The organism is Streptomyces sp. NPDC051310, from assembly GCF_044455245.1.
In the GTDB taxonomy this organism is placed as follows: Bacteria; Actinomycetota; Actinomycetes; order Streptomycetales; family Streptomycetaceae; genus Streptomyces.
Map to the genome: position 1 here is coordinate 75,628 of NZ_JBITEO010000016.1, position 17,585 is coordinate 93,212.

The 17,585-nt window shown below is 73.0% G+C and carries 8 protein-coding genes; 5 read left to right on the forward strand and 3 right to left on the reverse strand.

Going from position 1 to position 17,585, the window contains the following annotated elements; genetic code table 11:
- Positions 1-8 precede the first annotated feature (8 nt).
- On the forward strand, positions 9-380 hold the full coding sequence (locus ACIA79_RS22905; protein ID WP_399430196.1) for a TraR/DksA family transcriptional regulator: 372 nt from the start codon (positions 9-11) through the stop codon (positions 378-380).
- On the opposite strand, the gene ACIA79_RS22910 is transcribed toward ACIA79_RS22905, so the two are convergent.
- Positions 361-891 carry a hypothetical protein gene (locus tag ACIA79_RS22910; protein ID WP_399430197.1) on the reverse strand — a complete coding sequence of 177 codons (531 nt, stop codon included), beginning with the start codon at positions 889-891 and terminating at the stop codon, positions 361-363. The two genes, ACIA79_RS22905 and ACIA79_RS22910, sit on opposite strands and share 20 nt — an antisense overlap.
- A gap of 146 nt (positions 892-1,037) precedes the next feature.
- On the opposite strand from ACIA79_RS22910, the gene ACIA79_RS22915 reads away from it, so the two are divergent.
- From ACIA79_RS22915 to ACIA79_RS22930, 4 genes are all read left to right on the forward strand, one after another.
- Positions 1,038-1,736 (forward strand): helix-turn-helix transcriptional regulator, encoded by a 699-nt coding sequence (locus ACIA79_RS22915; RefSeq protein WP_399430198.1) that lies wholly within the window; start codon positions 1,038-1,040, stop codon positions 1,734-1,736.
- Positions 1,737-1,911: 175 nt separating this feature from the next.
- Positions 1,912-3,627, forward strand: coding sequence for a GMC oxidoreductase (locus tag ACIA79_RS22920; RefSeq protein ID WP_399430199.1), 1,716 nt, complete (start codon positions 1,912-1,914; stop codon positions 3,625-3,627).
- Positions 3,624-5,171: a patatin-like phospholipase family protein gene (locus ACIA79_RS22925; protein WP_399430200.1), complete on the forward strand. Its 1,548-nt coding sequence runs from the start codon at positions 3,624-3,626 to the stop codon at positions 5,169-5,171. Before ACIA79_RS22920 ends, ACIA79_RS22925 begins: the two co-directional genes overlap by 4 nt.
- Positions 5,172-5,253: 82 nt before the next feature.
- Positions 5,254-7,110 carry a hypothetical protein gene (locus ACIA79_RS22930; protein WP_399430201.1) on the forward strand — a complete coding sequence of 619 codons (1,857 nt, stop codon included), beginning with the start codon at positions 5,254-5,256 and terminating at the stop codon, positions 7,108-7,110.
- A 113-nt stretch (positions 7,111-7,223) separates the two neighbouring features.
- Here ACIA79_RS22930 and ACIA79_RS22935 read toward each other — a convergent pair whose 3' ends face one another.
- Both ACIA79_RS22935 and ACIA79_RS22940 read right to left on the reverse strand, forming a co-directional pair.
- On the reverse strand, positions 7,224-9,569 hold the full coding sequence (locus ACIA79_RS22935) for an MMPL family transporter (RefSeq protein ID WP_399430202.1): 2,346 nt from the start codon (positions 9,567-9,569) through the stop codon (positions 7,224-7,226).
- 48 nt (positions 9,570-9,617) lie between these two features.
- Positions 9,618-17,090, reverse strand: a complete 7,473-nt coding sequence (locus tag ACIA79_RS22940) for an SDR family NAD(P)-dependent oxidoreductase (RefSeq protein ID WP_399430266.1) — start codon at positions 17,088-17,090, stop codon at positions 9,618-9,620.
- Between the last annotated feature and the right edge of the window lie 495 nt (positions 17,091-17,585).

The window sequence follows — 17,585 nt, forward strand, 5'->3', positions numbered from 1 at the left end:
GTGAAGAAATGAACGACCAGGTCATCGGCGTCCGCAACGCGGGCCTTCGCCCCGCTGACCTCGCCGCGTTGCGCGAGAGCCTGCACGAGCAGCGCCTGTTCCGGCAGGAGCAGCTCCGGCAGATCGGTGCGGCCACGCAGACGCGAGGCGACCGGGTACGCGGCCGGCAGGCCCCCGCGCAGGTCGAGGTGGACATCAAACTCGCCGCCTCCGCCCGCATGGTCCTGGCCGACGTCGAGGCCGCGCTGGAGCGCATGGAGCGGGGCCACTACGGCAGGTGCCACCTGTGCACGCGTCCCATCACGCTCGACCGCCTGGAGATCGTGCCGCAGGCCCGCTACTGCACCCGTTGCCAGCAGGTCAAGGAGGCGGGACGGTGACCGACCGCGCGCCGTCGTCCGCCACGCCGGTCCCGGCCGGGCCGGCGGTCAGGCACCGAGCGTGGTGAAGCCTTTGGCGATGGCTCCGTAGCCGACGCGGGCGAGGACGGTGATCACGGGCGTGCTCGGTCCGTAGTTGAGCATCAGGAAGCCGGGGGGTTCCAGCAGGGCCACCTCGGGGGCGCTGGTGGGCGGGATGCCCATCCGGGGCTGGATGAGCGGCAGGAGAAGGGCTGATCAGCGCGGTACCGGCGAACAGGCCGTGCAGGAAGCCGAAGAGGGCGCCCAGCCACCAGCCGGCCATGCCGATGGCGATGAAGACGGCGTAGTAGGCGAAGGCGAAGACCTCGCCGTTGAGGAAGTGCATCAGGTAGCCGGCGGCCTTGGCGCGCGTGCGGTCGACGGTCACCGCCGTGCCGAGCAGGAACGGGAGGTCCATGCGCGTCAGGCGCATCTCGCCGGCGGCGCGCAACGCCGTGGTCAGCACCGGCGTGCCGACGAACTTCACCATCTCATCGGGTCCGCCCCGCCGCTCCCGTATGCGGTCGGCCAACGGCTGCGGACCGACTGCGCGGGCCTGTGGTCGTCGAGGCCATCACGCCTCCTTGTAACGACAAGCTTCATTACCGATAGAAGCGTGGTGCGCCTCTTTAGTCAATGGCCACGGGTTTTACACTGGTGTTCGTGGATGTCCCCGAGGAAGCACGCGACGCCGACGTCTCCGCCATCGCCGCTCTCGACGAGCCGACCCGCAGGAGGCTGTACGACCACGTGGTGCGCCAGCAGGGCCCCGTCAGCCGGGACGAGGCGGCCGCCGCCCTCGGCCTGGCCCGGCAGACCGCCGCGTTCCACCTGGACCGGCTGGCCGGTGAAGCACTGCTGGACGTCGTCTACGAGCGCCGCAGCGGGCGCTCGGGACCGGGCGCCGGAAGGCCGGCCAAGCTCTACCGGCGCTCGGCGAAGCAGGTCGCCGTCAGCCTGCCGGACCGCCGCTACGAGCTGGCCGGGCGGCTCCTCGCCCAGGCCGTGGAGGAATCCGACGCGACCGGTGAGCCGGTGCGCAAGGTGCTGCACCGCAAGGCCGAAGAGCTCGGCGCGCAACTGGGCGAGCAGAACGGGACGGAACTCCTCGACCTCCTGGAGCGGTACGGCTTCGAGCCACGCCGCGAGGGCGATGCCATCGTGCTGGCCAACTGCCCCTTCCACGCACTGGCGCAGGAGCACACCGAGACGGTGTGCGGCATGAACCTCCACCTGCTGCGCGGTGTTCTGGACGGCCTGGACGAGGCCGGACTCGAAGCGTGCCTGGCGCCCGTCCCCGGACGATGCTGCGTCCGGCTGCAGCCGGCCGCCTGACGCCGCCGGCCCCTTTCGCCGGCTCCCGCACCCGCGGGGGCTCGCGGGCGTACCCGTACGCGGCCCGGCGCTCCGACGTGCGCGTCACTCCACACGGGTGAACCATGGAAGGAGAGTGCGCGCGCAGCGACCGCACGCAGGGGGAACGCCAAGGCAAGGGCTCCGACTTCCAGGGGTGACGAGCGTGGACGTTTTCGATGCCGTCGTCGTGGGGTCGGGCTTCGGCGGGTCCGTGACAGCCTTTCGGCTGGCCGAGGCCGGCTTGAGCGTATGCGTTCTGGAACGGGGAAAACCGTTCCCTCCCGGCTCCTTCCCCCGCAGCCCCCATGACGCGGCCAAGAACTTCTGGGATCCGGACTCCCAGCTGTACGGGATGTACGACATGTGGAGCTTCTCGAAGCTCGACGCCCTGGTGTCCAGCGGGCTGGGCGGAGGCTCGCTGATCTACGCGAACGTACTGATCCGCAAGCCGGAAAGCTGGTTCGTGCACGAGTCGTTCGACGGCGGCTACGAGGACTGGCCCGTCACACGCGAGGACCTCGACCCCCACTACGACCGCGTCGAAACCATGCTGGGTGCGCAGCAGTACCCGTTCGACGCGGAGCCGTATCGGGACACGCCCAAGACCATCGCCATGCGGCAGGCGGCCTCGCGCCTGGGTGTTCCATGGCAACTGCCGCCGCTGGCCGTCTCCTTCGGGAATCCTCCGGCGCCCGGCGTCCCCATCGAGGGCGGCGAGGACAATCTGCACAACAGCCCGCGCTACACCTGCCGACTTGTCGGTGAATGCGACATGGGCTGCAACTTCGGCAGCAAGAACAGTCTGGATTTCACCTATCTCAGCGCCGCAGCCCGGCACCGGGCAGTCATCCGGCCCCTCTGCGAGGTCCGCTCGTTCGAACCCGTCCGGGACGGGTTCCTGGTCTCGTACATCCACCACGGTGCCGGGGACGGAGATGCCGCCGGGGACGGGAATCCGCCCGCTCCTCCCGCGTTGCACACCATCAGGGCCGGACGGCTGATCCTCTCCGCCGGTACGCTCGGCACCACTTATCTGCTGCTGAGGAACCGCAGCGCCTTCCCCGCGCTCAGCCCGGCGCTGGGCACTCACTTCTCCGGGAACGGAGACTTCCTCGGGCTGGTGCTCAAGGCGCGGGAGAGGCGTCAGGACCGGCCCGGGGAGACGGTTCCGCGCATGCTGGAGCCGAGTTTCGGGCCGGTCATCACCAGTGCGATGCTCATGGACCGCAAGGAGCACGACGCGGCCGACCGGGGCTTCTACATCGAGGATGCCGGTTACCCGGAATTCCTCAACTGGCTCGTCGAGCACAATGTCCTCACCATGTCGAACCGGGTCGCGAGGTTCGTGCTGCGGCGAGGGTGGTCGCAGCTGACGAGAACCGCCAGGAGCCGCGTGGGCCGGCAGCTCGGCGACGCCATGGGCAAGGGGCTTTTCACCGCGACGTCCCTGCCGTTGCTCGGAATGGGACGGGACGTCCCCAACGGCCGCATGTTCCTCCGGGACGGGCATCTGGACCTCGACTGGGATCCGGCCGCCTCCGACCCGTACTTCGACCGGATGAACGAGACCATGACGGGTGTGTCGCGCAGTCTGGGCGGACGTTACGCCTCGAATCCCCTGTGGTGGCTCAACCGCCTCATCACCGTGCATCCGCTGGGTGGCGCGCCGATGGGGCGTACCGAGCGGGAAGGCGTCGTGGACTCCTTCGGGCGTGTGTACAACTATCCGGGCCTGTCGATCGCCGACGGCTCGGTGATGCCCGGCCCCGTGGGCCCGAATCCCTCTCTCACCATCGCGGCGCTGGCCGACCGGTCGGCCGACCGCATCATCGAGGATCACCGGCGGCGGAACCCTGCGAGGCCCTCATGACGACCGAACGGAACGGCGAGCACCGCAGCGGCTCCCCGCGCAGATCCCTCCTCCTCGCCGGCGGCGGGCTGAAGGTGGCCTACCAGGCGGGAGTCCTCCAGGTCCTCCTCGACGAGGCCGAGTTGCGGTTCGACCATGCCGATGGTGCCAGCGGGGGTGTGTTCAACCTCGCGATGTACTGCCAGGGGATGTCCGGGCGCGAGATCGCCGACAACTGGCGGAATCTCTCCCCGCTGCAGGGCGTCAGCCCGAACTGGCGTGAGTTGCCGAAGGGCCCGTACGCCCGCTCCCTGTTCACGCTGGACGGCTACCGGCGCCGCGTCTTCCGGGACTGGGGGCTGGACTGGGAGAGGATCCGGGCCACCGATCGCGAAGCCACCTTCAACCTCTACAACTTCAGTGCCAATGAACTGGAGACGGTGACCGCCGCCGGCATGGACGAGGACCGCCTCTGCGCCGGGGTGGCGCTGCCCATGTGGTTCCCTCCGGTCGTCATCGACGGGCAGACCTACATCGACCCGGTCTACCTGACCGACGCGAACGTCGAGGAGGCGATCCGGCGGGGCTGCGACGAACTGTGGATCATCTGGACGGTCAGCCGGCGCCACCGCTGGCGGGACGGCTTCGTGGCCAACTACTTCCACATCATCGAAACGGTCGCCAACGGCCAGTTGCAGCACTGGCTGCGCCGGATCGAGGCCAGCAACGCGGCCATCCGCCGGGGAGAGCACGGAGAGTTCGGCCGTCTGATCGATGTCAGGCTGCTGAGCGCCGAGGTCCCGCTGAACTACCTCATCAACTTCAGCAGGGACCGCTTCGCCCAGGCCGTGGAACTCGGCGTCCACCGCGCCCGCGACTGGTGCACGGCCCAGGGGATTCCCTGGCGGCCCGGCGCCCCTCCGGGCCGTCCCGACGACCCCACCCGCATCCGGTTCACCGAACGCATGGTCGGCCGCGTCGTCTTCGGCGGGGACGACGGCCGGCAGGTGTCCTCGCCGGAGGGTGCGGCGGCCGCCGACCTGGCCCTGCACCTGACCATCGACATCCGCGGAGTGGACCGCTTCCTCGCCGACCCGCAGCACGAAGCCGCACTGCGGGGAGAGATCGTCTGCCAGGAACTGGGCGGACGCCTTGCGGTGGAAGGGGGAACCTTCCAGCTGTTCGTGGAGCGGTCCGACCCGCAGCACCTGCGGATGCTCTACCGCCTGTTCTTCGCCGACCGAGCCGGTCACCGGCTCACGCTCAGTGGACACAAGGACGTCAGTGAGGACTCCCGCCGCGGGATCTGGAAGGACACGTCCGTCCTCGCCACACGCATCGTCCGTGGCCACGTCGGCGCCGGCGAAGAGCCCGGAGCCGAGTTGGTGGCCTCGGGAGCCGTGCACATCCGCCCGACCGACTTTCTGAAGCAACTCACCACCTTCCGGGTCGAAGCGGCGACGCTGCCCGGCAAGGTGACCACGCTGGGCCGCTTCGGGCAGTTCTTCTGCGGAAAGCTGTGGGACGTGTACGCACAGAACGTCCTGCCCTGGTCACCGCTGTGACGGACGGCCGCGCCGGCAGGGTGACGCCGAACGGCGACGACACGTGCCGCAGCAGGGACCCCGGGCCGACGGAGGAGCCATCGTGAACGTTGACGAGTTGCGCAAGCACGCGGCGGAGCTCCGGTTCACGCCGCAGGAACCGGTGCGCTGGCTGGCACCGAAGGAACTGGCCCGTACCGCGGTCAAGGTCGGGCTGGCCGCCGTGTTCGCCGGCTACTCGGACAAGCGCGAGATACAGGGCGCGCTCGAGATGGGCCTCCTGCGGGCGCCCCTGGCGAACCCCGGCGCGGAGGAGATCTGGATCGACTTCGTCGCGGACCTCGGTGACGGCTTCGAGGCGACGTACTCGGTGGCCTCCGCCCTGGCGGCGGACCGGCTCGCCGTCGCCGGGGCCGGCTCGCTCCCCCGCGGCTCGCTGCTCGTGCTCGGCGGGGACCAGGTGTACCCGGTGGCCTCGACGACGGCGTACGAGGACCGGATGAAGGGGCCCTACCGGGCGGCGCTCCCGTCGGCCCCCGACCAGCCGCTCATGGTCGCGCTGCCGGGCAACCACGACTGGTACGACGGGCTCACCGCGTTCCTGCGGGTGTTCGCCCAGGGCAGGCGCATCGGTGGCTGGCGGACCCGGCAGACCCGGAGCTACTTCGCCGTGGAGCTGCCGCAGCGCTGGTGGCTCGTCGGGCTGGACAGCCAGCTCGGCTCGTACTTCGACGATCCGCAGCGGCGCTACTTCGAGACCTGCCTGTCGCCACGGCTGCGTCCGGGCGACAGCGTGATCGTCTGCTCCGCCGCGCCCACCTGGGTGAAGAGCGACGAGGAAGCCGACGCCTTCAACTCCCTGCACTGGTTCGACCGGAACATCGTACGGACGCGGTTCGACCGGGAGAGCGGCAGACGCGAGGAGACGGGCGCGTCGATCCGGCTGTGGCTGACCGGTGACAAGCACCACTACGCCCGCTACGCGGAGCGGCTGCCCGACGACCGGGCCGACGACGCCCTGCCCCCGGACCCCCGGCGCCGCCAGATGGTGACCTGCGGCCTGGGCGGCGCGTTCCTGGCATCCACCCACAGGCTGCCGAAGACCCTGCCGCTGCCGCCCGCCACCTCACGGATGCGGGAGAAGGACGATCCGCCGCCGGGGTTCGCCCTCGCCCAGCACACCTACCCCGGCGCGAAGGAGTCCCGCACCCTCGTGCGCGCGATCGCCACGCCGTGGTCGCCGTACTGGCTCCCGCGGCGCAACCGCGGGTTCGCCGTCCTGGCCGGAGCGCTCCAACTGGTACTGGTCCTGCTGGCGACCGGCGCGTTCACGGTCGCCGAAGGCAGATTCCATCCCCTCGACGCCCTGCGGAGGGCCGGCGCGGACGACGTGTTCGGCCTGCTCTGCACGAGCGCCGCCCTCTTCGTACTGCCCTTCTTGTTCGGCTTGTCGAGGCGGCTGCTGACCGGACAGCTGCCCAGGCCGCCGTCCGGTCCGGTCGTCGCCGTGCTGTTCCAGTCGGCGGTCGCCGTCGCCGCGCTGTCCGTCGCCGTCGCGCTGGCCCGTGCCGTCCCCCTCTCCTGGAGCCGGCTGTGGATCCTGGCGATACTGCTGTCCGTCGCTGCCGTGCTGGGCGCCCTGCTCGGGTCCCAGGTCTTCGCGCTGTGGGTGCTGTGGACGCGCAGCGGCACGGTCGCCGAGTGGCAGATGTCCGGGCAGTCCATCGACGACCGCACGGGATTCCTCCGGATGCACATCGCACCGGACGGCGCACTCACCCTCCACGCGCTGGCGCTCGACGGCACCTGCCGCGACTGGCTCCTCGCCAAGGTCGCCGACACCCCGGCCGCCTGGGCGCGGCCGGTTCCCGGGACGCCGCCGACCGTGCGGCCCATCGAAGAGCCCGTCGTGATCGCGGCCTCCGGGCGACCGCGTACCGGACCCGGCACACCGGGATGACGGCGGCGGACCTGGCGGCCGGACGTGCCCCGGGATCGTGCCCTGCGCGGTGAGACGGGTCGTTGTCAGCGACGCCGGTCGGCTGAGGCACTGACACCCGCGCGCGCCGGCCGTCATGTCGACGCCCCGGTGTCGGCGGGCGCCACCGGGGCGGTGGGGTGCCGGGGTGGTGGCAGCTCCGGATGGCGGGGCAGGCGGCGTCGCAGGAACACCGGAAGGTACCAGTTGGCGGCACCCGCCAGCTTCATCACCGCCGGTACGAGGAGCGGACGGATCACCACGGCGTCCAGGACGACGGACAGGGCGACCGTGACGGCGATGCCCTTCACCATGGCCACCTCCGTCGCGGCGAGCGCGAGGAGCACGACGAGGACCACGGCGGCGGAGGCCGTGAAGAGGGGCGCGGCGGCCTGGAGGCCCTCGGCCGTCGCACGGGTCGTGTCGCGGGTGCGGTGGTACGCCTCCGAGATGCGGGCGAGGAGCAGGATCTCGTAGTCCATCGACAGACCGAAGGCGAGGAAGAACGAGATCAGCGGCAGCATGAGGTCGGTGGTCCCCGTGACGGTGAAGTCGCCGACCAGCCGGCGCAGGTGCCCCTGCTGGAAGATGAAGACCATCGCGCCGAAGGTCGCCGTCAGGCTGAGGAGGTTGATGACGAGGGCCTTGACGGGCAGGAACAGGCTCCGGGTGAAGAGGAGCAGCAGGGCGAGCGTCCCGAGGGCCACGCCGGCGAGGGCGCCGGGCAGCCGCTGGACGACGACGTCACGGGTGTCCAGGAACTCGGCGGTGACCCCACCGGTCAGGGCGGGCGCCGGACCCGGCTGGGCGCGGATGCCGTGCAGCAGGTCGATGCCCTGGGGGCTGTAGGGCAGGGGTTCGGCGCTGATGACCAGCCAGGTGCCGGTCGGCAGGGTGAACTGCCGCAGCCCGGTGCACGGGCTCTTGGCGGCCGGGGCGGCACCGGGGTCGCAGAGCGCACCGACGGGCGCACCCTTCAGGTAGGTGCCCGTGGCGGTGCGCAGTCCTTGCACGCCGGGCAGGGCGGAGAGCCGGCGGGCGTAGGCGTCGAGGCGGGCGGCGCCGTCACGGCCGGTGGGGTGCCAGTCCGGCAGGACGACGTCGACCTCCGTCCCCACCTGGGGGAAGCCGGTGCGCAGGTCCTGCATGGCCCTGGCGACCGGCGAGCCGGCGGGCAGGGCCCGCTCGTCGCTGAGGCTGAGGGCGACGTCGCGGAAGGGCAGGGCGAGCAGGAGCAGCAGTGTGCCGGTGACCGTGAAGACGGCGAGGGGGCGGCGCATGACGGTGGTGGCCAGGGTGTGCCACCGGGCCGAGGACCGGGCGGAGCGGCGCCGCCGGGCGAGGATGTCGCGGCCCGCCAGGCGCTCACCGAAGCAGGCCAGGGCGGCCGGGACGATCAGGAGGGACGCGGTCGCGGCCAGCGTGACGACGCTGAGGCCCGCGAGGGCCAGGGAGCGTAGGAGGACGAGCGGGAACAGCAGGAGGGTCAGCAGGGCGGCGGCGACGGTACCCGCCGAGACGATGACGGTGCGCCCGGCGGTGCGGGTGGCGCGGATCAGCGCCCGGTCGTGCGGCAGGCCGCCGGCCGTCTCCTCGCGGTACCGGGCGACGATGAACAGGCTGTAGTCGACGGCGAGGGCCAGGCCGACGGCGGTGGTGAGGCTCAGGGCGAAGGCGGAGACGGGGGTGACGGCGACGAGGGCGCGCAGGATCGCGGTGGTGCCGGTCACCGCGACGGCGCCGACGGCGAGCGGCAGGAGCGCCGCCGGGATGCTGCCGAACACCAGGAGGAGCAGGACGAGGGTGGCGGGCATGGCCAGCAACTCCATGCGCATCAGGTCCCGTTCGCTGTGGAGCTGCAGCGCACGCGTGACGGCGGACTGACCCGCCGCCCGGGTCTCCAGCGGCTCGGCCCGGGCGGCCCGGGCGAGGACGCGTTCCGTGACGTCGAGGTCGTCGCGGTGGTCCGCGTCGAACCACAGGGCGATGAGGGCCGTACGGCCGTCGGTGGAGCGCAGCAGCGGGTCGGGCGGCGGTGACGACGGTCCCTCGGCGGCCGGGCCGAGGGGGCCCGTCCAGTACGAGTCGACGGCGGTGACGCCCGGCTCGTGCCGCAGGCCCTCGACGAGCCGGGTGCCGGCGCTCCGCGCTGCGGCATCGTCGACGGAGCCGGTGCTGCGGGCGAGGAGCAGAAGGGGCGGCATGCCGCCGTGGGGCACCTCACCGAGCATGCTGCGCACCCGGGCCGAGGGGGTGTCCCCGGCGATCCAGCCGCCGGCGCCGAGGTGCGCGGAGACGCCGCTGGACAAGAGGCCCGCCACGACGGCGAACAGCGCGGCGGCTGCCAGGACCAGCCGGTTGCGGCGTACGGTCCAGCGGGCGAGCACGGCGAGAAGCCCCCGGTCGAGCGGGTGGTCGGGGTGCGCGGGCTCTCCGTGCATGGGGAACGCTCCTTCACAGGGCGGGGGCGGGCGGACACGCTGCCGGGATCAACGGACGGGTGTCCGGGCCGGGGCCTGGTGGCCCATGCGGATCAGGGCGCGCCTGGCGAGGTCGGTGATGCCCTGGGCGTTGAGGAATTCGAGCGTCGGCAATTCGCAGCCCAGCCGGCGGCGGGCGGCGATGACGGCTTCGACGGCCATGAGGGAGTCCAGCCCGAGTTGGTCCAGGCGGCGGTCGCGGTCGAGCCGGGCGGGGTCGGTCTGCAGGATGTCGGCGAGGACCTGGGTGATGGTGTCGGCCGCCAGGGTGAGGGCTTCCTCGGGGGTGGCGGTGGCGAGACGGTGGCGCAGGTGGTCGGGGCCGTCGTCCTGGGGTGTGTGGGCGGGGATGAGCCCGGCCAGCCGGGGCGTCTGCACCGCCGGCATCATGCTGCGGATGCGAGCCCAGTCGATCCGCGCGGCGGCGCTGACGTCGGTGTCCGCGGCGATGGCGTCCTCGAGGGCGGTGCAGGCTTCGCGGGGGGTGAGGTTGTCCAGGCCGAGACGGGCGAGCATGTCGGTGATGCCGTGGCGGGCGGCATAACCGGTGTCTCCGACGGCGCCCCAGGCCACGGCCGTACCGGGCAGGCCGGCGCCGCGCCGGTGGCGGGTGAGCGCTTCGAGGTAACCGTTGGCGGCGGTGTAGTTGGCCTGGTACGCGTTGCCGAACCAGGTGGTGACCGAGGAGCAGGACGCGAAGAGGTGGAGGCCCCGGTCGCGGGTCAGGGCATCGAGGAGGGCGGCACCCAGCATCTTGGGTTCCAGCGCCGCGCGCAGGCGCTCGTCGGTGAGTTCGGCGAGCGGGGCGTCGTCCAGGGCCATCGCGGCGTGGATCACTCCGCGCAGCGGGTGGGGACCGGCGTCGACGGCGGCCAGTGCCCGGCGCAGGTCCGCTTCCCTCGTGATGTCGGCCGTGTGGGCGGTGGCCCGGGCGCCGCGGTCGGCCAGGGTCCGGATGAGCTCGCCGGCGCCGGGGGTGTCGGCACCCCTGCGGCCCAGGAGGGCGAGGTGGCGGGCGCCGTGGTCGACGAGGCGGTGCGCGAGGGCGGCCCCCAGGCCGCTGAGCCCGCCGGTGATCAGGTAGGTGGCGTCCGGAGAGAGCCGCAGGGGCGGGTGGGGCCTGTCGAGGGACGGCGGCTCCTCGAAGGTGATCACGACCTTGCCGAGGTGCCGGGAGCGCTGCAGGGCGCGCAGGGCCTCGCCGATGCGGGCGGCGGGGTAGGACAGGTGCAGCAGTGGCCGGTAGGTGCCGTCGGCGATCCGCTGCGCCATCTCGTCGAAGCAGGTGCCGGCCTGGGGCAGCCGCGCGGAGATGAGCTGGTGCGCGTCGACGCCGAAGAAGGCGATGTTGTTGCCGAAGGGCCGCATCCCCAGGGGGGTGGAAGTGTAGATGTCGCGCTTCCCGAGCTCCAGGAAGCGCCCGCCGGGCCGCAGGAGTTCGAGGCTGCGGCTGATGGCCTCGCCGGCGAGGGAGTTGAGGACGACGTCGACGCCCCGGCCTCCGGTGAGGTCGCGGACCTGTTCGGCGAAGTCCAGGGTGCGTGAGTCCAGGACGTGGGGGACGCCGAGCATGCGCAGCAGGTCGCGCTTGGCGGGGGTGCCGGCGGTGGCGATGACGGTGGCGCCGCGTGCCCGGGCGAGCTGGAGGGCGGCCAGGCCGACGCCGCCGGCGGCTCCGTGGACGAGGAGGGTCTCGCCTGCCTGGAGGCGGGCGAGGCGTTCGAGGGCGTGGTGGACGGTGAAGCAGACCACGGGCAGGGTGGCGGCTGCGGTGGACGTCATGCCGTCGGGGACGGTGCCGACGAGGCGGGCGTTGACCGTCACGTGGGAAGCGAGGCTGCGGGGCGCGAGCGCGTAGACGCGGTCGCCCGGTGAGAGGTGGGTGACGGCGCTGCCGACGGCGGTGACCGTGCCCGCGCATTCGAGGCCCAGGGCCGGCCCGTCCGGCAGCGGTGTCTCCGCTCCCGGCGGCAGGAGGCCCACGGCCAGCATGACGTCCCGGTAGTTGAGCGCCGCCGCTTCGACGGCGATGGTGACCTCGTCGTCGGCGGGCCGCTGCGGGCGGTCGGGGACCCAGGTGAGCCGCGGGTGCAGGCCGGCGTCCTGCAGGCGCAGGGTGAAGGGCTCCGAAGCGGGGGCGCCGTGGGTGCCGGTGGCCGCCCGGGCGGCGACCGTGCGGGGGACGAAGCGTCCACCGCGGGTGAGGACGACCTCGACCTCGTCGGTGGGCCTAAGCAGTTCGGCCGCCAGGCGAAGGGCGTCGTCCGCGGCTCGGGGCCCGGCGTCGAGGGAGACGCGCCGGACGGCCAGGTGGGGGATCTCGTTGGCGAGGGAGCGGGTGGCGCCCCACAGCACCGCGTCCTGGGGAAGCCGGGGCTCCTCCGGGGCGGAGTGGATGCCGCTGGGACCGGTGACGATCCACAGGGGGGCGGTGGATCCGGTCGGCAGCTGCGAGGCGGCACCGGCCAGGGCCCGCAGCACGCCGAGCCTGGCGACGGCCTGTTCGCAGGCCGGGGTGGGCCCGTCTCCGGGGTTGCCGGCGTCGAAGACCAGGACGGTGTTGGGCGGCTGCTGGTCCTCGGTGAGCCCCTCCCAGTGCCGGGGGACCTCGTCGGGGGCGGCGAGGTGGACGTCGGCGCCCGCGCGGGTGAGGGCGTCGGCGAGCGTGCGGATCAGTTCGCTGTCCCGGCGCTCACCGGCCAGCAGCCAGCGGGTGCCCTGGGCGGCCGGCAGCGCGAGGGACGCGGGGCGTGTGCCGGCGGCCCGCTCGGTGCGGCGGGCGCAGAGCACGGAGTACTCGAGGTCGGCCGGGGGCCCGTCGTGCCCGAGCTGGGCGACCTCGTCGAAACCGCACTCCCGCAGCAGTGGTTCCCAGGCGTCCGCGGGCAGCAGCGGGGAGTTCTGCCGCAGCGCGGTGTCGGTGAAGTCCCAGAAGCCTTCGAGGGTGCCGAAGCACGGAGCGAGCAAGCCGGGCTCGTGGGTCTCGTGGGCGAGGAGCTGCCCCCCGTCGGCGAGGAGGTGGGTGATGCGGGCGAGGGTCGCGCGCAGATCGCGGGTGGCGTGCAGGACGTTGGTGGCGATCACCACGTCGAAGGACGCCTCGGTGAACCCCTGCTCGGCCGGATCCTGGTTCAGGTCGAGAGTCCGGTGATCGACGAAGTCGAAGTCGGCGAAACGGGCCTTGGCGTGGGGGAAGAACCCGGCGGACAGGTCGGTGAAGGTGTAGGAGGTGCGTTCGGCCGGGAGATGGGGCAGCAGCAGGGCGGTGCTGCCGCCGGTGCCGGCGCCCACCTCCAGGATGCGCAGCGGCCGGTCGGCGGGCCAGGTGCGGACCTGCTCGCGTACCAGGGCGCGCAGCAGCTGGTTGTGGAAGCGGGGCTGGACCGCGTCGCTGTAGAAGTACTCGATCAGATGGCGGTCGGGTTCGTCGAAGAGCAGCGTCAGCGGATCGCGCGTGCCGCGCAGGACGTCGGCCAGGTGCAGACAGCACCTGCCGAACAGGGAGGTCTCGACCGCTTGGTGGGGGAAGTCCCGTACGAGCCGCTGGAACAGCTCCAGCGGGGGTACGCCGTCCGCGTCGGGGAGGCGCCAGCGGGCGGGGCGGTCCCCCTGGGCCGGCCGGCACGCGCGCACCAGCCCGCGGGTGGCGTGGGCGAGGAGCTCGGCCAGGCGGGTGTGCCGGGGCAGCATGCCGCCCGCCACCAGGTCATCGGTGTCGAACTCAACCTGTCCCGGCGGCAGCAGCCGGGCGAATACGTCGGCGATCAGACGGGCGCAGCACTCGCGCAGGCGTTGCAGTGCGGTGTCGTGGCCCTCCACGCGCCAGGTGTTCTCCAGCCGGTCGCGGTAGGGCAGGCATGCCGCAGCCAGGGCGGCCGGCGCGGGCAGGGGCACGGGTGCGGTCCGTACCGGCCCGGTGGCACCGGGGGCGGCGCGCAGTACGTTGACGAGGTGCTGCACGGGTTCGGTGGGGGTGTTGCCCATCCGGCGCAGCCGGCAGCCGGTGAGTTCCAGGCAGACCTGGCCGTCGGTGTCGGCCACGGTGATGTCCCAGCACTGTTCGTGCGGGCTGCTCTCGCGCAGGCGTACATGGACCAGCCCGGTCGGCGGCGGGCTGTGCCACAGGCGGAGTGCTTCCGCGGCGACCGGGAGGAACGGCAGGTACTCGCCGTCGGCGGTGGTCAGGCAGCCGCCCGCCTGCAGGGCGCCGTCCAGCAGGGCGGGGTGGACGTGGTAGCCGTCGGCGGGTTCGTTCAGCGTGTAGGAGGCGAGGACCTCGTCCTCCCCCGGGCGAAGGCCGGTGAGGACCTGGAAGGCAGGGCCGTAGTCGAGGCCGGTGCGGCGGGCGCGGGCGTAGTGCTCGGCGGGGTCCAGGCGGGTGTGCAGGCGTGAGCGCAGGGCGGCGGGGTCGATGGGGGCCGGCGCGGCGGCCAGCAGACGCCGCACCCGGGCGCGGGCGTACGGCTGCCAGGGGAGGTCGTCGCCGGTACGGGCGGCGATCTCCAGGGCCTGGTCGGGCTCGTTGAGGGAGACCTGCACGCGGACGTCGGCGGTGTCGTCGTCCCAGGGCAGGTCGAGCGCGCGGGTGATGAGGAGGTGGTTGACCTCGACGGGGGCGTCGTGGACGAGACGGCCCGCGGCGAGCGCCATCTCCAGGTACGCGGCGGCCGGCATGACGACGGCGCCGGCCACCTGGTGGTCGCTCAGCCACGGCAGGCGGGTGGGCTCCACCAGGGCGGACCAGGCGGGGTGCTGCACGGGGACGCGCGCTCCCAGCAGGGGGTGCTCGACGGGCGTGGTCTCGCCGGTGACCCGCAGCCACCACTGCGGGTCACCGTGCCAGTGCCGTTCGCGCTGCCAGGGGTAGGCGGGCAGGTCCGCCGTGCGGCCGGGCCGGGGGAAGAAGGTGTCCCAGTGGGCGCGGGCTCCGCCGGCCAGCAGCTGGGCGGCCGCGGTGTCGACGGCGGCGGGCCCGGGGACCGCGCGGGCGCAGGTGCCCGTGGTGACGACGGGCCGTTGCAGGTCTTTGGCGGCCTTGCGGAGGTAGGGCCTGAGGACGGGGTGGGGTCCGATGTCGACGAAGGTGTCGTAGCCGTCGTCGAGCAGGGTGCGCAGCGCCGGTCCGAACAGGACCGGTTCGCGGACGTTGCGCCACCAGTAGTCGGCCCCGAGGTCCTCGCCGGGGCAGGTGGTGCCGGTGACCGTCGAGACGAACCGGATGCCGGTCGCCGCGGGGCGCAGCCCGCCCAGGGAGTCGATCAGGCCGTCCCGGATGGGGTCCATGGCGCGGCTGTGGAAGGCGTAGTCCAGCTCCAGCATGCGGAAGAAGACCGCCCGCAGGTCCAGTTCACGGCCCAGGGCGCGGAGTTCCGCCTCGCGGCCGCAGACGGTGACGTCCTGGTCGCCGTTGACGGCGGCGATCTCCAGCCTGCCGGCGTACGGGGCGAGTTCCTTGACCGCTTCCTGTGCGGACAGGCCGATCGCGGCCATGCGCCCCCGCCCGCGGGTGGCGGCCTGCGCACGGCTGCGTTCGGCGACGACGCGCGCGGCCGCGGGCAGGTCGAGTGCGCCTGCGACGTGGGCGGCGGCGATCTCGCCGACGCTGTGGCCCAGGACGGCGGCCGGCCGGATGCCGCGGGCCTCGAGCAGTTCCGCCAGGCCGATCTGGAAGGAGAACAGCAAGGGCTGGGCGATCTCGGTGGCCTGGATGCGGTCGGGGTCGGCCGCGGTCATCTCCTCGCGCACCGACCAGCCCAGGTGGGGGGTGAGCGCGTCGTCGACCCGGGTGAGGGCATCGCGGAACACCGGCTCCTCGCGCAGCAGATCGGCGCCCATGCCGGCCCACTGGGATCCGTTGCCGGCGAAGGCGAACACCACGCGGCCGTCCGTCACCGCCCGTCCGGTGGCGGTGGCGGGGGGCAGCGGCAGCGTGCCCCGGCCCACGGCCTCCAGCGCCTCGGCTGCCTCCTTCGCGCCGGAGGCGAGGACGACGGCGCGGTGGGGGTGCAGGGTGCGCCGGCGTGCGGCCGTCCACGCGGCGTCGTAGAAGCCCTCCGGGGTTTCCTCCCGCAGCCGCACGGCCATGCCGGCAGCCGCGGCTTCCAGTGCCTCGGGGGTACGGGCCGAGACCACCACCGGCAGCGGGCCGCCGGGGCGCGCGGACGGGCCGGCGGGGGGAGCCGCCGGTGCGGCGGCGAGGACGGCGTGTGCGTTGGAGCCGCCGAAGCCGAACGAGTTGACGCCGACCACGGGCCGTTCCTGGTCCAGGGGCCTGGCCTCGGTGCAGGGGTCGAGTCGCCAGCCGTCGAAGTCGATGTGGGGGCTCAGCGGCCGCGCGTGCAGTGTCGGCGGGATGTGGCGGTGGCGCAGGACGAGCAGGGCCTTGAGCAGTCCGGCCATGCCGGAGGCGGCCTCCAGGTGACCGGTGTTGCTCTTGACGGATCCGATCGGCAGCGGCCCGACGGTGCGGCGGGCGCCCAGGGCGCGGCCGATGGCGTCGCACTCGATCGGATCGCCCACCGGGGTGCCGGTGCCGTGGGCTTCGAGGTAGGAGAGGTCGTCGGCCGATACTCCGGCCTGGGCGTACACCTGGTCCAGCAGGGTCGCCTGGGCCTGGGCGCTGGGCAGGGCCAGCCCGGTGGTCCTGCCGTCGCTGTTGACACCGCTCGCCAGGATCACCCCGTGGATGCGGTCGCCGTCGGCCAGGGCGTCGGGCAGGCGCTTGAGCGCCACCACGCCGCCGCCTTCGGCGCGCACATAGCCGTCGGCGTCGGCCGAGAAGACCCGGCAACGGCCGGTGGGCGACAGCATGGAGGCGGCGGAGAAGCCCGCGAAGCCGAACGGGCTGAGCAGGACGCTCACTCCGCCGGCCAGCGCCATGCGGGACCGGCCCGCCCGCAGGGTCTCGCACGCCTGGTGCAGGGCGGTCAGCGCCGAGGAACAGGCGGTGTCCACCGTCATGCTCGGCCCGTGCCAGTCGAGCAGGTGGGAGATGCGGTTGGCGGCGTTGGTCGCCGCGAGGCCGGCCATCGTGTACGCGTTGGGGGCGTCCGCACCGGAGGCCTGCAGGTCGGCGTAGTCGTGGCTCGACATGCCGACGAACACCGCCGTGTCCGAACCGGCGGTCGCGGTCTGGTCGATGCCGGCGTCGTCCAGGGCCTCGACCGCCATCTCCAGCAGCAACCTGTGCTGCGGGTCCATGCGCGCCGCCTCGCGGGGCGAGATCCGCTGGAAGTAGCCGGTGTCGAAACCGGTCACGTCGGGGAGGAACCCGCCTGCGGCCGTGTAGCTCTTGTTGCCCTTGCGGTGCTTCGTGTCGACGAACCGTTCGGCGGCGAACCGGTCGGGCGGCACCTCACCGACCAGGTCGCGTCCCTCCCGCAGCGCCTCCCACAGCTCGTCCGGCCCGGAGATGCCCCCCGGCAGGCGGCACGAGAGGCCGACGATCGCCACAGCCGGCCTGTCGGGGTTCGCGGGGGCCATGGTCACGGAACTCTCCCGGTGCGCAAAGGGGGTGGGTGGCAGCGACGCGCTGCGTGCGACGGCAGTCCGGCGGTGCGCATCGGTCGCCGAAGCCTCCGCGATCCTAGGGAGCCGCGGCGGCGCCGCTGTATCCGTTACGGCATTCGGGGGAACGCCGGCGGTGGTGACGACGCCTGCGGAGGGGGGTTCTCCGGCCGGCAGGTGCCCGTGCCGCTCCCGAACCGTTCACCCCCGCGGGTGAATGTGCGGAGCCCCGTCACCCCCCGCCACCTGCGCAGCAGCCTGATCGGACGGTGAGTGATCGTCAACACGGCACGCCCCGGCCCCTGGAAGGGGCATGGCGCCCCGCCGGTCCGGCCCGCCGCCGGTAGGGTCGCCGTCGCCCCGATGCCGTCCGCGGAGCCTTTTGCCGCGCGCTCCCCGGCATCGGATCCGTGTCGCGGTGGCGCTCACGAGCGGCTGGACACGCCAGGCCGACGGGAGGCCACCCCGGGG